Consider the following 19,671-nt stretch of genomic DNA (forward strand, 5'->3'; position numbering starts at 1 on the left):
AGCCCTTGCACAACTGGTGCCAGCGCTCCACCACCTCGCGCAGTTCCCAACCAGCCGCTTGTGTCTCGTTGACGTGTAACACAACATGATAGTGATTACTCATCACCGCATAGGCACAAACATCCAGCGCGAACACCTCAGCCAGTTCCAGCAATCGGTCCTCGATCCACTGGCGGCGGTGCTCAAAACACTGCCCGGTACGCTCGTCCCGCCCACACAGAAAGGCGCGGCGCACGCAGCGGGACACACAGTGGTAGTAGGGGGTTGTATCAAGGGATACCAGGACTTTGCGCGGAAGTCCCATATCTGGCTATCCATACAGTTGGATGAATAGCCAGTATTTTTACGGAGAAAAGAGTGTTTCTCAAGCGGGTTGGCGTAAGATGCTTTTTGTTTGGTGGGTGTCCCAAAATCGGTTTGTTTGTTTGGTGGGTGTCCCAAAATCGGTTTGGTGGGTGTCCCAAATCGTTTGGTGGGAAATCGTTTGGTGGGAAATCGTTTGGTGGGTGTCCCAAAATCGTTCCTTCCCAAAATCGTTCCTAAATCGTCCTGTCCCAAAATCGTCCCAAAATCGTTCCTCCAAAATCGTTCCAAAATCGTTCGAAAATCGTTCGGCGCAGATTTCTTTCTAAGAGCCTGTTCATAATCTCGTGGTGAGGTTGGCGGACTGGGTGGGATGGCCCTTTGCGGGACTGCATGACTCGCGCCATCCCTGGCGCTCACCCTGCCGGCGCCATCGGCGTCCAAAATCCGTTGTTAATCTTCCATTTATTTTAATTATGAGGTGGTGACTATTTATTGGCCGAGATCAACATTAGCAGTGCCCATCGATAAGAACAATTGTCATACGATAAAGCGGGGTTAAAGCAGTGATAGGGGTTAAAATTTATCTACCGTTGACGTCTCAACTACCTATGCGGTCTTTGACGCAACTAATCGAATTCGAATCTAGCTATCAGCAATAACTTACGTGATGGCAAGGTCATGGAGTGGGAACGGGTTCCGAAGATTCGGAACCCGGATAGAATTAATTACTATTTGGAGGCCAATGCTCGCTGACCGGAGCGCAGGTCGACAACAACTATCCCGCCGAGGCCGTCCAGATCGCCATCGTAGGCAAAGAGGCGATTGCCTGCCCTATCGATGGTCATGGAACTGAAGGCGGCAACCGGCACTCCGTGGCAGTCGCTGGGGCTGGCGCCATCGCAGTCACTGCCGCTAGACAGTGTCGACTGTGAGAAGTCTTCCAGATCGATAGCTACCAGATTTCCACTTTCGGTGCCTACCAGAAGTCGGTTACCAAGGGTATCCAGCACAAGGTCGATAGGGGCTTGATCTGCTGTGCCGCCGTGTACTGAGGAAGCAAAAGTGCTTCTATCACCGCTTGTCAGGTCGACTTGCCAAACTCCGCCGGTACCGTCATCGCTGACGAAGGCGCGGTTGTTCGCGAGATCCAGTGCCAGTCCGTCGACAGAGTCAAAGAACGGTCCGCTACCGGTGTGGTTATCGAAAATAATTTCTCTGTCGCCGGTATCCAGATCGACGGTCATCAGTCCCGACGCCTGCAATAAAACGATACGATTGTTATTTGCGTCCAGCTCCATGGCTTGAACGAGACCGAAGAAGGCCGGCCCCTCACCTATCCCCGTGGCAGAGATTACCGCGAGTTCGCCACTTTCCAGATCTATCCTGGTCAACCGGTCGGAGTACTCATCGAATATATAGGCGTGGCGACCGGATTCATCGGCAACGATTGTCGAAGCCACCACGCGTGGCGAAGCGCCCGGATCAAAGTCGGATACGATTGTACGGTCGCCATTCTGCAGGTCTATTCCTGCAACTGCGTTGTCGTTTTGCGAGACAGCCAGTAATCGATCTGTGGAACTGCTATAACTAAGATCGCTCCAATTGTAGCTGGGTCCGCTGGGTCCCCGCCCGACACGGTTCGAGGAAATTACCGAGTAATCGCCGGTGTCGATATCGAGGGATATGACAGCCGCATCTGAATTCAAATAGGATGCTAACAGCAGGCGATCGTTAGCGGGCTCTCGACCTATTGAAGAATGATAGCCCACCAACGGCCCTTGACCTGTAGCCCAGTTGACAACAACTGATCGATTACCGGTTTCTATATCCACTTGATGTACTTTTTGGATGTCGAAATCTTCGTAGCCGGGGGCATAGATTTTACCATTGTCAAAATCACCGACAATATAGTGTCCCGAAAGTCTTTCGCCGTTGCCAACACCATTGCCACTAATCGTCGTTCTATCGCCACTGGCAATATCTACCCTGACAATAGAACTCGTGGAAATATCAATCACGTAAAGCTGGCCATTTCCTTCATCCAATACAATACCAGACGGTACTGACAGATCGGGGCCTTTACCTTTGGGTAAAGACGGATCGGAACTGGAAATCAATTCAGAGTCGCCAGTGGATAAGTTGTAACGATATATTTCTCCATAATATGGAAGGTCGAATTTGGCCAGCGTCGAATACGCAATGGTGCCAGTACTGTCTAGTGTAATTTCTCGACGCTTTGGGAGGGATTCGCAGGGCGAACAATGTGGATCTATCAGCAGGGTTCGATCCCCCGTGGTTCTCTGCACGGAGACGATGGAACCATCTTTATTAAGCACTACAAACTTGTCATTACTGGGATCGCTGCGGACAAGTGGAAAATTCTGCTCCATATCGATCGGTTTGAGCGCGGGACCGGAGCCGACAGTGGGTCCGGAAATAACCCGACGAGAACTGCCTACCTCAAATATCGTGCCTAAATATCTGTCGGCGAAATAATGTGTTCCATAAAAGTTGTCATAGGAAACTCCGATTGCCATTTCGATCAGCTGCTCATTGATGACAGAATGGCTGTAATCCACACCGTCACCAGTGACAAATTGTGCAGATAGCCGGTAGGCATCCCGGCCTTCGCCGAGTGAAGTATCGAGATACCAGAGGGCTTCGCTGGAAGAATCCTGTACTGGCGACTGACTGTCGACCGTGATGCTGGCCAGCTGGTCGGAAGCGTCTTTGCCACTTTCCAGATCGACAGCCCTGGCGGTAAGTGCGATACCGGAAAGCTTCCCACCCATATTGGCGCCGCCGGTCGGAAAATCGATACGAACCGATGGCGACGTTTGTTCGGTAACGGTAACTTCCAGCGAGAGCTGATTCGCTGCGCCCTCGTTATCAGCGGCACTAATTATCAGCTGATAAAGATTGTCTTCGTCGCTATCCGCAGGGGACCCAAAATCTGGCGCATCGTTAAAGCGGAGATCGCCGCTGACGGAATCAACGGAAAACAACCCGGAATCGGCGCCGTCACTCAGCGAGTAAGCAACATCGTCCCTATCCGGGTCCTGTGCCGCAGCTGTGTAGAAAACGCCGCGGACACCTTCCTGTACGGTGATTTCGGTGGAGGAGGTAAACTCAGGAGCGCCATCGTTGATATCGAGGATGGTGATTACAACGGCCTGGCTCGCTGTGCCGCCCTTGCCGTCGCTGGCCTCAACCGTTACCTGGTAGATATTGTCGCCATCCAAGTCGGCCGGATTCTCAAAGTCCGGTGCAAATCCGAAGCGCAATTGGTTGCCGTTATCGATCAGGAAGCGAGACTGGTCCTCGCCACCAATAACGCTAAAGATTATGTTGTCCCCATCGGCATCGCTGGCCGACAGCGTCAACAAGGTGTCGGAATTGTTTTCCTCCGAGGTGATTTCACTGGCGGAGATAAATTCGGGAGCGCGATTGGACGAAGTGTATGGGGCGCCGCCATCCGAACTGCTACCGCCACCACCGCCACAGGCGGACATGAAAAGTATTGGCAAAAATGCAGAAAGTCTTTTGTTGAAAGCTGAATGCATAGATATTCCCTTAATAAGTAATTATTGATTCTTGTGTTGTTGACATCCCGACTGTGGCGTGGGGCTCTATTGTTTATTTGTATATGGATCGTTCTTGTTCGGTTTTTTTTGCTGAACAGCAATGCAGATCATGAGAGAAAAAATATAGGGGCTACGCGCGTGGCACAATAGATATTGTGCCCTCGGAGCAGGGAGTGAAAATTAACTTGCCGGAGTTGTGGCTTCGATGGCACAGCCGGTTCCTTAACGCAGAATTTAAACCGCTCAGGCGCTTCGACCCGGAACAGTCTGAGTGACGAGAAATATCAAACCGGCAGCCAACACAATCGAAGGCCCCGCCGGCGTATCCCAAAAAATCGACGCCAGCAGCCCCAACACTACCGCGAGGCAACCGATTGCTGACGCAAACCCGGCCATCCGCTCCGGCGTGCGCGAAAGTCGGCGGGCGCTGGCGGCGGGGATAATCAGCAGGGCGGTGATCAGCAGTATGCCCACCACCTTCATGGCGATGGCGATCAGCAGCGCCAGCATCAGCATCAGCGCCAGGCGGGTTTTTTCCACCGGTACGCCTTCCACCGCGGCCAGTTCCTCGTGCAGGGTAAAGGCCAGCAGTTTTTCCCACAGGAAATACAACAGCGTGGCGATCGCGGCGGCGGCGATTGCCATCAATACCAGGTCCTGCCCACCCACCGCGAGCAAGTCGCCGAGCAGCAGCGACAGCAGGTCCACATTGATGCCGAACAGGCTGACGGTGACGATGCCCAGCGCCAGCATGGAGTGGGAGAGAATGCCAAGCAGGGTGTCCACCGAGAGCTTCTGCCGGCGCTGCAAGTAAACCAGCAGGATCGCCAGCGCGCAGCAGCTGGCGCCCACGGCGATGGTGGCTTGGATCTGCAGGATAAATCCCAGGGTCACGCCGAGCAGCGCCGAGTGGGCCAGGGTGTCGCCGAAGTAGGCCATGCGCCGCCATACCGCGAAGCAGCCCAGAGGGCCGCTCACCAGTGCCACCAGCAGGCCGGCGGCCAGGGCGTACCAGAGAAACTGTGTTTGCAACAAGTCGCTGAGCTGGGTCACTGCTTGTGCTCGTCCCGGTCGTGTGGGTGTGGATGCGAATGTGGATGGATAATATCGCCACCCAATCCGTGTTCGTGATTGTGCTGGTGGGTGTAGGGCACCACCTTGTCGCCGAACAGTTCCAGGTAGGCCGGATCGCGGCTCACCTGCTCCGGCAGGCCCTCGCAGCAGATATGTTGATTGATGCACAGGACCTTGTCGGTGGCCGCCATCACCAAGTGAAGATCGTGGGAGACCAGCAGCACCCCGCAGCCCAGTTGGTCCCGCAGCGCGGCGATCAGCCGGTAGACCTCCCCCTGGCCGCCCAGGTCCACCCCCTGGGTGGGCTCGTCCAGCACCAGCAGCTGCGGCTTGCGCGAGGCGGCGCGGGCCAGCAGCACCCGCTGCATCTCGCCGCCGGAGAGTTCCGCCAGTCCGGTATCCGCCAGCCGCTCCGCCCCCACCCGGGAGAGTGCCTCGCGCACGTCGGCCTCCGGCTGGCCCAGCTGCAGGAAGCGCGCCACCGACATGGGCATGGAGGGGTCTATCTGCAGTCGCTGCGGCATATAGCCCAGGCACAGGCCGGGGCGGCGCCACACCTTGCCGCTGGTGGGCTTGCTCAGTCCCAGCAGCAGGCGCAGCAGGGTGGTCTTGCCGGCGCCGTTGGGGCCGATTACGGTGACAATTTCCCCCGGCTGCAGCGCCAGGTCGATATCCTGCAGCAACTGGCGCCCGGCGATTTCCAGGCCCAGGTTCTCGGCGGTGATTAGCGGTTCGGTCTGACTCAGGGGGAAATCTCCGCGGGAAAAAGTGTATGACTGGCAGGTGAAAGCTGTGTGTGATTATATCGCATTCCTTTTGCCAACCCGTGAGCCAGATGAAGTCCGCCAAGCGTTTTTTTGTTGTACTCCTGTTGATTGCCGTCACCGCCTGCGGCGAGCCCCGGCCGCAGGGCGGAGAGTTGTTGGTCAGTGTGCGCCCACTGGCGCTGATCGCGCGGGAGATCGCCGGGCCGGAACTGCCGGTGCGCGCGCTGATCGCCAACGGCGACCCCCACCACTACGCGCCCACGGTGGCGGACCGGGCGGCGCTGGAGCGGGCGCTGCTGGTGGTCTGGGTGGGGCCGCAGCTGGAGGACGTACTGGCGAAACAGATGGCGCTGCTGCCGGAAGAGCGCCAGCTGCAACTGCTGGCGGCCGACGGCTACGAATATGCCGGGGCCTCGGCGAACGACTCCCACCTGTGGCTGCGGCCGCGCAACGCCGCGCTGATCGCGGCGCAGATCGCCGAGCGGCTGGCGCAGTTGCAGCCGCAACAGGCGGAGGTGTACCGCACCCGCGCGCGGGATTTCTCCCGCCGCATGGCCAACCTGCAGAAGGTGCTGGAACGGGCGCTCTGGGGCTACCGGGACGTGCCGGTGGCGGTGACCCACGATGCCTACGGCCACTTCTTCGGTCCCGCCGGGGTGAAGACGCTGGCCTTGAGCGACAGCAGCTTCAGCCGCCGCGGTGCCAAAACCCTGCTGGAACTGCGCGGTGTCGGGGACGGCTGCCTGTTCGGCGAGGTGCCCGCCAACGACCGCGATCGCCAGACCGCCGCCAACCTCGGCCTGCGCTACGCCACCCTGGACCCGCTCGCCACCGACCTGCCGGCGGATGCCGATTATCCGGCGCTGGTCGAGCAGCTGCTGGCGGATGCGCGCAGCTGCCTGGCACAGATTCCCGACCGGCCCCCTGGTGGGAAAAACAAAAGCTCGGGAGTAGAATGACGACAACCGCATAGACCGCGCTGAGAGCTCCCGCGATGGGATTCCCATTGGAGCGCATGGAAAAGGAGATTCGCAGCTCGATATTGCCGAGCGGGACAAACTTTATAGTTTGGGGAAATCTGATGTAGGAGCCTGCTTGCAGGCGAAATAAGAACGAAGCTCCGTAGCCGTTCGCCTGCAAGCAGGCTCCTATAGGAACAAATGACCTCTTCCGGCATTTCCCACTATCACTGATCTACGCGGTGGAAGCCGACCGCATCCATGTAATTGCGGTCGCCCACCAGCGCCGCCGCCCGGGCTATTGGCTCTCCCGCGCAAAACCCTGACATCCGTAAAAAACCAACGTAAGTATTTATGAGCAGAGAAAAACAACCACCACTGATCCTGGTGGACGGCTCCTCCTATCTCTACCGTGCCTTCCACGCCCTGCCGCCGCTGGCCACCAGCAAGGGCAATCCCACCGGCGCGGTGCGAGGGGTGATCAGCATGCTGCGCCGCCACCTCAAGGAACATCCGGACAGCACCGTCGCGGTGGTGTTCGATGCGAAGGGCAAGACCTTCCGCGACGAGCTCTTCGCCGAGTACAAATCCCACCGCCCGCCCATGCCCGACGACCTGCGCGAGCAGATACAGCCGATCCACGACCTGATCGATGCCATGGGCCTGCCGCGGCTGGTGATCGACGGCGTGGAGGCGGACGACGTGATCGGAACGCTTGCCCTTGAAGCCCTCGGGGAGGGGCAGGAGGTGATTATCTCCACCGGCGACAAGGACATGGCGCAGCTGGTGCGCCCGGGCATCACCCTGGTGAACACCATGTCCAACACTGAGATGGACGTGGAGGGTGTGGAGAAAAAATTCGGCGTGGGCCCGGAGCTGATCATCGATTTCCTCGCGCTGATGGGTGACAAGTCCGACAATATTCCCGGTGTGCCCGGCGTCGGCGAGAAAACCGCGCTGGCCCTTTTGCAGAACCTCGGCAGCCTGAAGGATATCTACGCGGACCTGGATGCCATCGCGCCGCTGGGTTTCCGCGGTGCGAAAACCCTGGGCAAGAAAATGGCCGAACACCGCGAGGCCGCGGAGCTGTCCTACAAGCTCGCCACCATCAAGACCGATGTGGAGATGCCGGTTCATCCCCGGGACCTGCACCATGGCGAACCGCACAAGGAACAACTCAAGCAGCTCTACGGCGAACTGGAGTTTCGCGGCTGGCTGGAGGAACTGGACGGCGACAGCGTGCAGGACGCGGTACAGCAGGCCGCCGCCGAGCGGAATTATGAAATCATCACCGAGATGGGGGATTTCGACCGCTGGCTGGAAAAACTGAAAAACTCGGAAGTTTTCGCCTTCGACACCGAGACCACCAGCCTCAACTATATGCAGGCCAGGCTGGTGGGCCTGTCCTTTGCCGTGGAGCCCCACGAGGCCGCCTATGTGCCCCTGGCCCACGACTATATGGGCGCGCCGGAACAGCTGCCCATGGAAACGGTACTGGAAAAACTCCGGCCGCTGCTGGAGGACCCGGCGCAGAAAAAAGTCGGGCAACACCTGAAGTACGACAGTCATATCCTCGCTAGCTGCGACATCCAGCTGCGTGGCGTCTACCGCGATACCATGCTCGAATCCTACGTGCTCGACAGCACCGCCAGCCGCCACGATATGGACAGCCTCGCGCTCAAGTACCTGGGCGAGCACACGGTGCATTTCGAGGACATCGCCGGCAAGGGGGCCAAGCAGCTCACCTTCAACCAGATAGAGTTGGAAAAGGCCGGGCCCTACGCCGCCGAGGACGCCGACATCACCCTGCGCCTGCACAATGAGTTGAGCACGCGCCTGGCCCGCGAGCCCTCCCTGGAAAAGGTGCTGGACGAAATCGAGATGCCGTTGGTTCCGGTGCTCGCGCGCATGGAGCGCTACGGCACCTATATCGATGCTGCGATGCTCGCCAAACAGAGCGGGGAACTGGAACAGAAAATGCGCGATGTGGAGCAGCAGGCCTTTATCGTCGCCGGTGAGGAGTTCAACCTCGGCTCCACCAAGCAGCTGGGCACCATCCTGTTCGAAAAACTGCTGATCCCGGTGATCAAGAAGACCCCAAAGGGCGCCCCCTCCACCGCCGAGCCGGTGCTGCAGGAACTGGCCCACAGCCACGAGCTGCCGGCGCTGATCATGCAATACCGGGGCCTGGCGAAACTGAAGAACACCTACACCGACAAGCTGCCGCTGATGATCGATCCGGCCAGCGGCCGCGTGCACACCTCCTACCACCAGGCGGTGGCGGCCACGGGGCGGCTGTCCTCCAGCGATCCGAATCTGCAGAACATCCCCATCCGCACCGAGGAGGGCCGGCGCATCCGCCAGGCGTTCGTGGCCCCCGAGGGCCGCGTGATCATCGCCGCGGACTACTCACAGATCGAGCTGCGCATCATGGCGCACCTGTCCGGCGACAAGGGCTTGGTGGATGCCTTTGCCCAGGGGGCCGACATCCACCGCGCCACCGCCGCCGAGGTGTTCGAGGTGACGCCGGAGGAAGTCGACGGCGAGCAGCGCCGCCGCGCCAAGGCGATCAACTTCGGCCTGATCTACGGCATGTCCGCCTTCGGCCTGGCCAAGCAACTGGGCATCCCCCGCGCCGACGCCCAGACCTATATCGAGCGCTATTTCGAGCGCTATCCCGGCGTGCGGCGGTATATGGACAGCACCCGCAAACAGGCGGCGGAAAAGGGCTATGTGGAAACCCTCTTCGGCCGCCGGCTCTACCTGCCGGAGATCAACTCCCGCAACGCCATGCAGCGCCAGGCCGCCGAACGCACCGCGATCAACGCGCCCATGCAGGGCAGCGCCGCGGACATCATCAAGCGCGCGATGATCACCGTGGACGCCTGGCTGGCGGAACAAAAGCTGGCCAGCAAGCTGATCATGCAGGTGCACGACGAACTGGTGCTGGAAGTGCCGGAGGACGAAGCCGCGCGGGTGAGCGAAGGCATCACCGGGCTGATGCAGGGCGCCGCCGAGCTGGCCGTGCCGCTGATCGTGGACCTGGGGCGGGGGGCCAACTGGGACGAGGCGCATTGAAGGCAATTGGGCGGGCGCACTAGTGCGGTCGCCAGAACACCATCACTTGGGACGTTTTACGTAGTCTTTACCTGTGATGTTATGATCGGGGTAAAAATGCAACAAAAGAAAATCGTTCAATGCGCGTAATCCCGATGGTGGCTTTGGTCTTTGCGTCCTCTGCCTTTGCCGAGACTGTCCCCTTTGATAGTTTGAATGGCATTAAGCGTCTGGAGTTTCGGGAGCCCGGAACAGAGTGTTATGAATCGAAAAGAGGGGAGCGTTGCCATACCTACCAGGAATGTGTCCGCGAGGAATTCCATGCGATTGGAAAATCGGAAACCTACTACGCTCTTACCAATAGCGTTGAAATCAATTACCTGCACGAAGACGAAGAGCCGATATCCCAGGGCAAATCTTGTTACGGAGAACCGGGCGCACAGCACGCCACGGTTTTCCGCAAAACAGCATCCGGCTATCAGCGGCTTGGCAAGATTACCAGCGGCCAATGTTTGCTGTATCCGGAAAGCATCCAGAGGCTGAATGGACGGGAACTGCTTGCCGCAAAGTGCAGTTTCAGCGGCACGGGTAATATGGTCGAGTGGAGTTTTTACCTCGTCGAAGACTCAACCCTCCGTAAAGCCTCCGTGGATGAGTCCTTTTTACAGGAACTGGATATCCCTGCCGGCCAAAGCCTCGGCAATGAGCGTTATGAATGGAGGGATCACGGACTCCGCCGTTACACTTTTTCCCACCCGCGGCACTGCCAGTGTGTAGCGGGATACATTGTTGACCTGAAGCTCGCCTTCAACAATGAGTGGGAGCCGGTACTGACTTTTGTAGAGGGGAGCTACCAGCCGGGCTTTACCTCCCTATCAAATGCGAGAAATAAGAGGGGACTGAAATACTATCGAGAGGGCAACTATGCCGCTGCAGTTAGGGAGTTTGAGCAAGCGCAAAAACTGGATGTTGCGAATTACGAGGCGATATCCAACCTAGGGCTTGCACATCTACGGTCCGGCAACCTGGATCAGTCGATTCGTTACTCACTGCAGGTTTTTAGTTTTGGCAACGATAAGCTGAAGTCCAATGCCGCCTACAATCTCGGCAAGGCCTATGAGGGACAGGGCAATCTGGAGCAATCGCTGAAATACTATCGGGCCGCCAACGATATTTCGCCGTCTGCTGCGCGCAAGAAATCAGTTGATCGTATCCTGGCGTCCATGGGCGATGATCGGTAATGATTTTTTGTTGTCAGTAGTAGGATGGGCAAAGCGCAGCGTGCCCATCACCTTTCGTCTTATGGGCACGTCGCTTCGCTCTTTTGTCCACCCTACAAGACCTCGATGTAGGGGCCATGCGCACCGATACAGCTCGGGCCGGCATCGCGGTCCTTTTGGTGACGGCGCACCCTACGGGTAAGGGAAATGCGGAGTGGGCAGAAAATTCTGGATTTGCCGCTTTGTGCTTGTGTACGCTGTGGCACTGGCTACGCTGGCCTACAGGTCCCGTCGATGCGCCGTCTGCAAGGGCGGCTGACCTTACGCGATGGGCCTCCGTGGATTTCCCCGCCATTAAGCGAGGCAGCAAATCCCGCAGATAAAAAATTTTCATTTTTTTGCGATTTTTGGGGAACCGTTCCGGTAGGGAGCTCTCTAAACAGGCAAGATCGTTGGAATGCGTCATCATCCCCCAAGGAAGTCAGATGTTTCGCCCCGGTGCCCCCCCAAGCCCGGGGTGTTTTTTTATTCCCGGTATCAAAATCGGGCGCCCTGCTTAAAAACCTGAAAGATCAACGGCAGTAAGCCCGGGCGGCGTCCAGGTAGTCGCGGGTCTTGCGCCGCCATTTGTCCGGTTCGGGGACCTCGCCGTCCTGCAGGTGCGCCGCCGCCAGCTGCGCGCGGAGGAAGGCGCGGCGGCCTTTGTAGAAGCGCAGCAGCGCTTCCGGGACCTCGTCGCCGGCGTCACGGCAGTAGCCCTTCAACAGCACCTCCCCCAGGTCCTTTCGTCCCAGCAGCTCGCACTCCAGCGCCAGATAGCCCAGTTCGTCCACCGGGTCCAGGCAGCGCAGGGGGCGGCTGAATTCCAGGCAGTCGATGATCTGTGGCGGGTCGGTCAGGAAGCAGTGCTCCGGGCGCAGGTCGCCGTGACCCTCGACGATTTTCCCGCCGTTCGCGCGCCGGGCCAGCAGTTCCGGCTGCTGCCGGATAAAGTCCAGCAGCGCCCGCGCGATATGCTCTATCTCCTCCTTCGCCAGCCCCAGTTCCGGGGCCAGTAAATCCCGGCGCAGCTGTTCGCAGTGGCGGTGCAGCCGCTCCAGGTATTGCTCCCCAATCAACGGAATCACTTCGGCGGTGCGGTAGAAATCGCACAGGCGCCGCAGCAGCGGCGCCAGGGTTTCCGCCGTGGTGCTGTCGATGCGGCGGGGCAGGCTGGCCTCTTCCGGCAGGCGGCGCATCTTTACCAGCCACTCCACCGGCGCCCCCGGCCCGCCCAGGGTCAGCTGGTTCTCCGCAGTCAGTCGCAGGGCCAATACATCCAGGTAGACGCCGTCGGTCAGGCGCCGGTTCAGGCGCAGCTCCTCGCGACAGTCGCCGTAGCGCTTGTCCAGGGTGCTGAAATCCAGGTAGCTGGAACGCACTGGCTTTTTCATTTTGTAGGCGAAGCGCTCGGTCAGGAACACCCGCGCCATATGGGTTTCCACCAGTTCCACCCGGCGGGCGCCTTCGGGGTAGCTGGTGGGCGAGAGCAGGAAGCGGGTCTTTTCGCTCAAGCCCGGTGTTTCGACGGGAAAATCGGTCATAACTCGGATTTCTGGGGGCGTCTGTTTGCTAGTCTAGTTTTATCGACCACTCAATGAGCTGTACGAGGGCCGGGTTGTGATGACGCCCTTCGAAAACCGCACCGAGGCCGGCCGCCGGCTGGCCGAATCTCTCCGCGACTCTTTTGGCGACCGCAAAGACCTGATTGTCCTCGCGCTGCCCCGCGGCGGCGTGCCCGTGGGCCTGGAGGTGGCGCGCGCGCTGAAGGCGCCGCTGGATCTGATACTGGTGCGCAAACTGGGGGTGCCCGGCCACAAGGAGCTGGCCATGGGTGCCATCACCAGCCACGCGCGAGTGATCAACGAAGAGGTGATGCGCAGCTGCGGTGTCAGCGACGAGGCGCTGGAGGAAGTGGCCCGCGAGGAACAGGGGGAACTGGAGCGGCGCGCCGGGCGCTACCGCGGCGACAGGCCCTGGCCGGAGCTGAAGGACCGCTGTGTGATCCTGGTGGACGACGGCATCGCCACCGGTGCCACCATGGAGGCGGCGGCGCGCGCGGTGCGCGAGCAGAAACCCGAGTCTCTGGTGCTGGCGGTGCCGGTGGCGCCGCCCGATTCGCTGCGACGGTTTTCCTCCCTGGTGGACAAGGTGGAATGCCTGATGACCCCGGAAGCCTTCTGGGCGATCGGCGCCTGGTATCGCGACTTCTCCCAACTGAGCGACGAACAGGTGATCGCGATGATGCGCGAGGCGGAGGATTTACAGCCATGAGCGAGGCGGAGGATCAGCCATGAGCGAGGCGGAGGATATACAGCCATGAGCGAGCGCGAAGTAACCGTCGATGCGGCCGGCGAGCGGCTGGGGGGATTCCTTTCCTTGCCGCCGGGTACGGAGTCCCTGGTGCTCTTTGCCCACGGCAGCGGCAGCAGCCGCTTCAGCCCGCGCAACCGCATGGTGGCGGGGCAGTTGAACCAGGCGGGTATTGGCACCCTGCTGTTCGACCTGCTCACCGCCGACGAAAACCGGATCGACGAGGTCACCCGCGAATTCCGCTTCGACATCCCGCGCCTGGCCCGGCGCCTGGCGGCGGCGGTCGACTGGGCGGCGGGGGAGGCGGACACCGCGGAACTGCACTGCGGCCTGTTCGGCTCCAGCACCGGCGCCGCCGCTGCGCTGATCGCCGCCGCCGAGCGCCCCCGTCGGGTGGGGGCGGTGGTGTCCCGCGGCGGTCGGCCCGACCTGGCAGATGAGGCGCTGCCGAAAGTGCAGGCGCCAACCCTGCTGATCGTCGGCGGGGAGGACCTCCAGGTGATCGAACTCAACCGCGACGCGGCGGCGTGCATGACCAACGATCCGCACCTGGAGATAGTGCGCGGCGCCACCCATCTGTTCGAGGAGCCCGGCACACTGGAAGAGGTGATCCGCCTCGCCATCGACTGGTTTCAGCACTACCTGCGCCATGCCACCGCTAAAGCTGTTTAGCCTGGATTCCGGCGCCGACTTTGCCCGCAAGGTGGCGGACGCCCTCGGTGAACCCCTGGGTGAACACGAGGAGCGGGACTTCGTCGACGGCGAGCACAAGCTGCGCCCCCTGGAGGACGTGGAGGGGGCGGATGTCTACCTGGTGCAGTCCCTGTACAGCGATGCCGAACACAGCGTGAACGACAAGCTGGTGCGCCTGCTGTTCTTTACCGGCGCGCTGAAAGACGCCGGCGCCGCCCGGGTCAGCGCGGTGATTCCCTACCTCTGCTACGCGCGCAAGGACCGCCGCACCAAGCTGCGCGACCCCCTCTCCATCCAATACCTGGCCGGACTGTTTGAATCCACGGAAACGGACTGCGTGGCGACCCTGGATGCACACAACCTGGCCGCGTTCGAGAACGCCTTCCGCTGCCGCACCCTCCACCTGCCGGCGCAGCCGCTGTTTGTGGACTTCGCCGAGGCGCAGCTGCGCGACGACGACGGACCGCTGGTGGTGGCGTCGCCGGATGTGGGCGGGGTCAAGCGCGCCGAGGCTTTCCGCCGGGCGCTGGGGGAGCGCCTGGAGCGGGAAATCGGCAGTGCCTTCGTGGAGAAGTACCGCAGCGCGGACCAACTGAGCGGCGGCACCCTGGTGGGTGAAGTGCGCGATGCCTGCGTGCTGATCGTCGACGACCTGATCTCCGGCGGCGGCACTGTGCGCCGCGCCGCGGACGCCATGCACAACGGCGGCGCCAGGCGTATCTTCGCCCTGGCCAGCCACGGCCAGTTCTGTGGCGATGCCCTGGAAAAGCTCGGCCGGTTGCCGCTGGAGGCGGTCGCGGTCACCGATTCGCTGCCGCAGGCGGACGGCGTGGACAAGCTGCAGGTGGTCAGCTGCGCGCCGCTGCTGGCCGATGCAATCCGCCGCCTCCACGAAGGGGGCCCGGCGGTGGAACTCAGTATCTGAGGGCTTGTTTGCGGATCTGGCACAGAGCTCTCCTCCACTGAAGACGGAAAAACGAAGACTTCAAACAGGTTCTGAGATGCACCATTTCGCGGCGGAGATATCCCGCTTTATCTGGGACACCAAATACCGCCACCGCAACGGCGAACAGGTATTCGACAAATCGGTGGCGGACAGTTGGCGGCGGGTGGCCAATGCCCTGGCCGGGGTGGAGCCCACGGATCGGGAACTCTGGGCCAAGCACTTCTACCGCAACCTGGAGGGGTTCCGCTTCCTGCCTGGCGGGCGCATCCTCGCCGGCGCCGGCACCGGCCATCAGGTTACCCTGTTCAACTGCTTTGTGATGGGGGTGATTGAAGATTCCATGGACGCCATCTTCGATCAGCTCAAGGAGGCCGCGCTGACCATGCAGCAGGGCGGCGGTATCGGTTGCGACTTTTCCACCCTGCGTCCGGCGGGCAGCCGCGCCCTCAAAACCGGCACCATCGCCTCCGGGCCCGTGTCCTTTATGCGCATCTGGGACAGCATGTGCGCCACCCTGTTATCCACCGGCAGCCGGCGCGGCGCGATGATGGCCACCCTGCGCTGCGATCACCCGGATATCGAGCGCTTCGTGGCGGCCAAGAAAGACCCGCGGGAACTGCGCCATTTCAACGTCTCGGTGCTGGTGTGTGACGATTTTATGGCCGCGGTGGACGCGGATCGCGACTGGCCGCTGGTGTTTCCCGAACACCAGTTGGAGGGGGAGGGCGGTGAACTGCTGCCGCGCCGTTGGACCGGCGAGGTGGCCGCGGTGCCCTGCCGGGTGCTGAAGCGGGTGCGCGCCCGCGAACTGTGGCACAAAATCATGCGCGCCACCTACGACTATGCCGAGCCCGGTGTGCTGTTTGTCGACCGCATCAACCAGCACAACAACCTCCACTACCGGGAGCAGATCACCGCCACCAACCCCTGTGGCGAAATCCCCCTGCCGCCCTACGGCGCCTGCAACCTGGGGTCGGTAAACCTGACCCGCTTTGTGCGCGAGCCGTTTACCGAGCACGCGGACCTGGACTGGCCCGGCATCCGCGACTGCGTGGGCCTGGGGGTGCGCATGCTGGACAATGTGATCGACCTGTCCCGCTACCCGCTGCCGGCCCAGGCGGAACAGGCCCGCGGCAGTCGGCGGCTGGGGCTGGGAATCACCGGGCTGGCGGACGTGCTGATCATGCTGGACCTGCACTACGACAGCGAGGCCGCGCGCACACTGGCCCGGCAGGTGATGAAAGTACTGCGCGACACCGCCTACAGCACTTCCATCGAGTTGGCGGCGGAGAAGGGCAGCTTCCCGTTTTTCGAGCGCGAGGCCTACCTGGACGGTGCCCACGCCCGCGCGCTGCCGGAGACGCTTCGCGAGGGCATTGCCGCCAAGGGCATCCGCAACAGTCACCTGGTGGCCATAGCCCCCACCGGCACCATCAGCCTGCTCGCCAACGGCGTGTCCAGCGGTGTGGAGCCGGTGTTCGACTTCCGCCACCGCCGGCGGGTGCTGACCCCGAACGGCGACTACCGGGAGTTCGATATCACCGATCCCGCCTACTGGCTCTGGTGCGAGCGCGGCAACGACCCGGAGAAGCTGCCGGAGACCTTTATCTCCGCGCGCAAGCTATCGCCGCGCGCCCACCTGCGGATGGAGGCGGCGTTGCAGCCCTGTGTGGACAACGCCATCTCCAAGACGGTGAATATTCCCGAGGACTATCCCTTCGAGGACTTTGAGTCCCTCTACCGGGAGGCCTTTGAACTGGGCCTGAAAGGCTGCACCACCTTCCGCCCCAACCCGGTCACCCAGGCGGTGCTGATGGGAGCGGACGATATTCCCGCGAGCCATTGCTGCGATATAGAGCGGGAAGGGGAGTAGCTCGCTGCTCTTAGAGCCTGTTTGCGATCTATGGTGCTGCACGCCCAGCGCGGGGCCGGGAGGGGTGCCTCTTTCCGGGACACGGCTGGGCGCCCCTTAAATACGTCCCTCGGCGGGAAGTGAGCCCCCGGCAGCCCGTTAACGCTTGCCGGCCGGGGAACCCGCGCCAAAACCGCCCCTCTAAGTAGACAGATCGCAGGATGGTGCCCGTAACCCAGACAGTCAGCTTTCCCCTTGCCCCGACCCAATGTCGGGGCTCTTTTTTTTGTAGAGTACCCGGTTTGTGAAATTGCCGAGGCGGTTGCGGCGCAAATTTTATGGGGAATCCGGTGCCCTCAGCTTAAGCTTTAAATACGATTGGAAGCGGGAAAGATTGGGCGAGAGCCCAAAAGGCGTACCCGTCCCCCTGGGTGCGTCTTAAGTGCCCATCCCCAAGGGCACAGACCCCTGGCCGGCAGTCCCCATCTGCCGGCTTTTTTTTTTTGCCTTCCCGGCACATTCCATCCCCCTCCCTGTAATTCTCCTAGACTTTTGTTGCAAATGATAATGAGTCGCATTAGCATGAGTTATGGTTTGGGAGACAGCTTATGAACTTGAAATTCTTGTGCGCTAATCACCGCCAGTGGTTGACCTCCGATACCCAGAGGTCGGAGCGCTACTGGCTGGACTGGATGGAGCAGGGCTGTGCGCTGTTCGACAGCGGCAAATACGGCGAGGCCGCACCCTATTTCGGCTGTGCCTACGAACTCGCGGACTACCTGCTGGCGGAGAGTTGGCCCAGCTATCCGGTGGCGGTGGGTCGCTTCACCAACTGTGCGGTCTCCCTGATGTCGTCCTACCGGCAGCAGGGAGAGAGCGGCCTGTACAATTACCTGCTGGTGGGCGCCAGCTCGCGGCTGGCCCGGGAACTGCAACGCGACCGCAGCTGCCAGGTCACTGCGGACTGTATCGAGGCGCTGTACCGCAGTGAACCGCGGATACCGAAACACTACGAGCTGGCCGGCCGCAGCGGGGGCGCGCAGCTGAACACCTATCACTGAACCGGGGGTAGCCATGGAATCGCGCTATCTGAAAATAGAGATCAGGGAGGACACCCTGGCGCTGCTGCTGTTGCAGCGGCGCCTGGTCGCGGAGGAGTTGCGCGGGCTTACCCCGCGGGCGCGCAGGCAGTTGCGGCGGTTGCTGCTCAATTCCCTGCTGTCCCGTTCCGCGCCCTGACTCCAGGGGCCGCTTTAGAGAAGCGGCCCCCTGGGAACGCCGAGCTCCAGCTCGGCATGCGGGCCGCAAGGCCGCCGTCGATTCGCCGCTTCCCTATGGCTCGCCCCCCGGCGTCCAACTTTATCGCGGCCAGCGGCGGATGGCCGCCCCGCCGCTTCTCTACAGGGAGCCCGAATCCGCCGGTGCCAGCCACCCGTTCAGCTTGTGCTCCAGCTTGTCCAGCCCGGTTTTCCTGGTGGCGGAGAAGGTCTGCACAGTCACCCCGGTATCCAGCCCCTGTTCCTTCAAGGCCTTTTCCACCGCGAAGCGGGTATTGTTGGCCGGGCCGTTTTTCAGCTTGTCCGCCTTGGTCAGCAGTATATGGACCGGCAGGCCGGCGGTGTTGGCCCAGGTGAGCATATGCAGGTCGAATTCCTTGAGCGGCTGGCGGATATCCATCAGCAGCACCAGTCCCCGAAGGCATTGGCGCCGCTCCAGGTAGAAAGCCAGGTGGCGCTGCCACTCGTCCTTCATCGACCGCGCCACCTTGGCGTAGCCGTAGCCGGGCAGGTCCACCAGGCGCCGCTCGTCGCTCAAGCGGAAGAAATTGATCAGTTGGGTGCGCCCCGGGGTCTTGGAGGTGCGCGCCAGTTTGCTGTTGCCGGTGAGCGCATTGATCGCGCTGGACTTGCCGGCGTTGGAGCGCCCGGCAAAGGCCACCTCGGCGCCGCTGTCCGGCGGGCACTCCGCCAGGGTGGGGGCGCTGATCAGAAACTGTACTGCGCGGAAATTGACGGGTTCTGGGGGGGCTTCAGACATAGGAGTGCACCGGGTACCTTCGCTTGGCGCGCAAGTATATAATGCCGCGGTTTTTGCGTCGCAGAACTCTTTTTGTTGGAGTTATTAGAGGGGGCGGCGCCAGATGGCATATTTCAGCGCGCAACGGGACGACGTATGAACAGCATTATAAAGAACACCGCTCTGCTTCTCGGCCTGGCGATGGCCGCACCTTTCGCCCTCGCGGCCGGAGACTCCGCCGCCGGCAAAGAAAAGGCCGCGGCCTGTGCCGCCTGTCACGGTGCCGACGGCAACAGCCCGGCCCCGACTTTCCCCAAACTGGCCGGCCTGGGGGAGAACTACCTGGCCAAGCAGCTGGCGGACATCAAGAGCGGCGAGCGCAGCGTGCCGCAGATGGCTGGGCTGCTGGATAACCTCGACGAGCAGGATCTGCAGGACATCGCCGCCTACTTCGCCTCCCAGCAGACCCAGCTGGCCGGTTCCGAGCCCATGTCGGTAATGCTCAACAGCGGCGAGAATGTGGATGGGCTGGCGCTGGGTCGCAAAATCTTCCGCGCCGGCAATCCGGAGACGGGCGTGCCGGCCTGCATGGGTTGCCACTCCCCCACCGGCAAGGGCAACGCGCCGGCCGGCTATCCGCGCCTCTCCGGCCAGTACGCCGAGTATGTGGAGACCCAGCTGAAAGCCTTCCGCGAGGGCACCCGTGCCAACGACGGCGACACCCGGGTGATGCGCAGCGTCGCCAAGCCGCTGTCCGATGCCGAGATCAAGGCCCTGGCCAACTATGTGGCGGGCCTGACTGACTGATTGCCCGCTGTCGTTCTCAAAATGGCCGGTCCAGGACC

The 19,671-nt window shown here is 61.2% G+C and carries 15 protein-coding genes and 1 pseudogene; 10 read left to right on the forward strand and 6 right to left on the reverse strand.

The window, feature by feature from the left end; all coding sequences use genetic code 11:
• The 4 genes and pseudogenes from ACRC0P_RS17685 to ACRC0P_RS17700 form a co-directional block, all read right to left on the reverse strand.
• Positions 1 to 304, reverse strand: a pseudogene (locus ACRC0P_RS17685) (transposase); the annotation flags it as partial.
• 730 nt (positions 305 to 1,034) lie between these two features.
• Positions 1,035 to 3,869, reverse strand: coding sequence for an Ig-like domain-containing protein (locus tag ACRC0P_RS17690; protein WP_438632624.1), 2,835 nt, complete (start codon positions 3,867 to 3,869; stop codon positions 1,035 to 1,037).
• A 264-nt stretch (positions 3,870 to 4,133) separates the two neighbouring features.
• A complete protein-coding gene (locus ACRC0P_RS17695) occupies positions 4,134 to 4,943 on the reverse strand; it encodes an iron chelate uptake ABC transporter family permease subunit (protein WP_438632625.1) in 810 nt (269 codons plus the stop codon).
• Positions 4,940 to 5,647, reverse strand: coding sequence for an ATP-binding cassette domain-containing protein (locus ACRC0P_RS17700; protein WP_438632626.1), 708 nt, complete (start codon positions 5,645 to 5,647; stop codon positions 4,940 to 4,942). The genes ACRC0P_RS17695 and ACRC0P_RS17700 overlap by 4 nt, the downstream gene beginning before the upstream one ends.
• A 152-nt stretch (positions 5,648 to 5,799) precedes the next feature.
• Here ACRC0P_RS17700 and ACRC0P_RS17705 point away from each other — a divergent pair, with 152 nt between their 5' ends.
• The 3 genes from ACRC0P_RS17705 (at position 5,800) to ACRC0P_RS17715 (ending at position 10,988) form a co-directional block, all read left to right on the forward strand.
• On the forward strand, positions 5,800 to 6,690 hold the full coding sequence (locus tag ACRC0P_RS17705; RefSeq protein WP_438632627.1) for a metal ABC transporter solute-binding protein, Zn/Mn family: 891 nt from the start codon (positions 5,800 to 5,802) through the stop codon (positions 6,688 to 6,690).
• A 354-nt stretch (positions 6,691 to 7,044) separates the two neighbouring features.
• Positions 7,045 to 9,768: a DNA polymerase I gene (gene polA, locus ACRC0P_RS17710; RefSeq protein ID WP_438632628.1), complete on the forward strand. Its 2,724-nt coding sequence runs from the start codon at positions 7,045 to 7,047 to the stop codon at positions 9,766 to 9,768.
• A 119-nt stretch (positions 9,769 to 9,887) separates the two neighbouring features.
• On the forward strand, positions 9,888 to 10,988 hold the full coding sequence (locus tag ACRC0P_RS17715) for a tetratricopeptide repeat protein (protein WP_438632629.1): 1,101 nt from the start codon (positions 9,888 to 9,890) through the stop codon (positions 10,986 to 10,988).
• A 551-nt stretch (positions 10,989 to 11,539) separates the two neighbouring features.
• Here the strand turns inward: ACRC0P_RS17715 and ACRC0P_RS17720 are convergent.
• A complete protein-coding gene (locus ACRC0P_RS17720; protein WP_438632630.1) occupies positions 11,540 to 12,550 on the reverse strand; it encodes a hypothetical protein in 1,011 nt (336 codons plus the stop codon).
• Positions 12,551 to 12,629: 79 nt separating this feature from the next.
• On the opposite strand from ACRC0P_RS17720, the gene ACRC0P_RS17725 reads away from it, so the two are divergent.
• The 6 genes from ACRC0P_RS17725 to ACRC0P_RS17750 all read left to right on the forward strand — a co-directional run bounded on the left by ACRC0P_RS17725 (position 12,630) and on the right by ACRC0P_RS17750 (position 18,049).
• Positions 12,630 to 13,280: a phosphoribosyltransferase gene (locus ACRC0P_RS17725; protein ID WP_438632686.1), complete on the forward strand. Its 651-nt coding sequence runs from the start codon at positions 12,630 to 12,632 to the stop codon at positions 13,278 to 13,280.
• A gap of 45 nt (positions 13,281 to 13,325) precedes the next feature.
• Positions 13,326 to 13,991 carry a dienelactone hydrolase family protein gene (locus ACRC0P_RS17730; RefSeq protein ID WP_438632631.1) on the forward strand — a complete coding sequence of 222 codons (666 nt, stop codon included), beginning with the start codon at positions 13,326 to 13,328 and terminating at the stop codon, positions 13,989 to 13,991.
• On the forward strand, positions 13,969 to 14,937 hold the full coding sequence (locus ACRC0P_RS17735; RefSeq protein ID WP_438632632.1) for a ribose-phosphate diphosphokinase: 969 nt from the start codon (positions 13,969 to 13,971) through the stop codon (positions 14,935 to 14,937). Before ACRC0P_RS17730 ends, ACRC0P_RS17735 begins: the two co-directional genes overlap by 23 nt.
• 76 nt (positions 14,938 to 15,013) lie before the next feature.
• Positions 15,014 to 16,831, forward strand: a complete 1,818-nt coding sequence (locus tag ACRC0P_RS17740) for an adenosylcobalamin-dependent ribonucleoside-diphosphate reductase (protein WP_438632633.1) — start codon at positions 15,014 to 15,016, stop codon at positions 16,829 to 16,831.
• A gap of 587 nt (positions 16,832 to 17,418) precedes the next feature.
• A complete protein-coding gene (locus ACRC0P_RS17745; RefSeq protein ID WP_438632634.1) occupies positions 17,419 to 17,871 on the forward strand; it encodes a hypothetical protein in 453 nt (150 codons plus the stop codon).
• 13 nt (positions 17,872 to 17,884) lie between these two features.
• Positions 17,885 to 18,049, forward strand: a complete 165-nt coding sequence (locus tag ACRC0P_RS17750; RefSeq protein WP_438632635.1) for a hypothetical protein — start codon at positions 17,885 to 17,887, stop codon at positions 18,047 to 18,049.
• Positions 18,050 to 18,208: 159 nt separating this feature from the next.
• Here ACRC0P_RS17750 and yihA read toward each other — a convergent pair whose 3' ends face one another.
• Positions 18,209 to 18,847, reverse strand: coding sequence for a ribosome biogenesis GTP-binding protein YihA/YsxC (gene yihA, locus ACRC0P_RS17755; RefSeq protein ID WP_438632636.1), 639 nt, complete (start codon positions 18,845 to 18,847; stop codon positions 18,209 to 18,211).
• Positions 18,848 to 18,982: 135 nt separating this feature from the next.
• On the opposite strand from yihA, the gene ACRC0P_RS17760 reads away from it, so the two are divergent.
• Positions 18,983 to 19,633, forward strand: coding sequence for a c-type cytochrome (locus tag ACRC0P_RS17760; RefSeq protein ID WP_438632637.1), 651 nt, complete (start codon positions 18,983 to 18,985; stop codon positions 19,631 to 19,633).
• The last annotated feature ends 38 nt before the right edge of the window (positions 19,634 to 19,671 follow it).

It is taken from the genome of Microbulbifer sp. (genome assembly GCF_051659245.1).
Taxonomy (GTDB): domain Bacteria; phylum Pseudomonadota; class Gammaproteobacteria; order Pseudomonadales; family Cellvibrionaceae; genus Microbulbifer.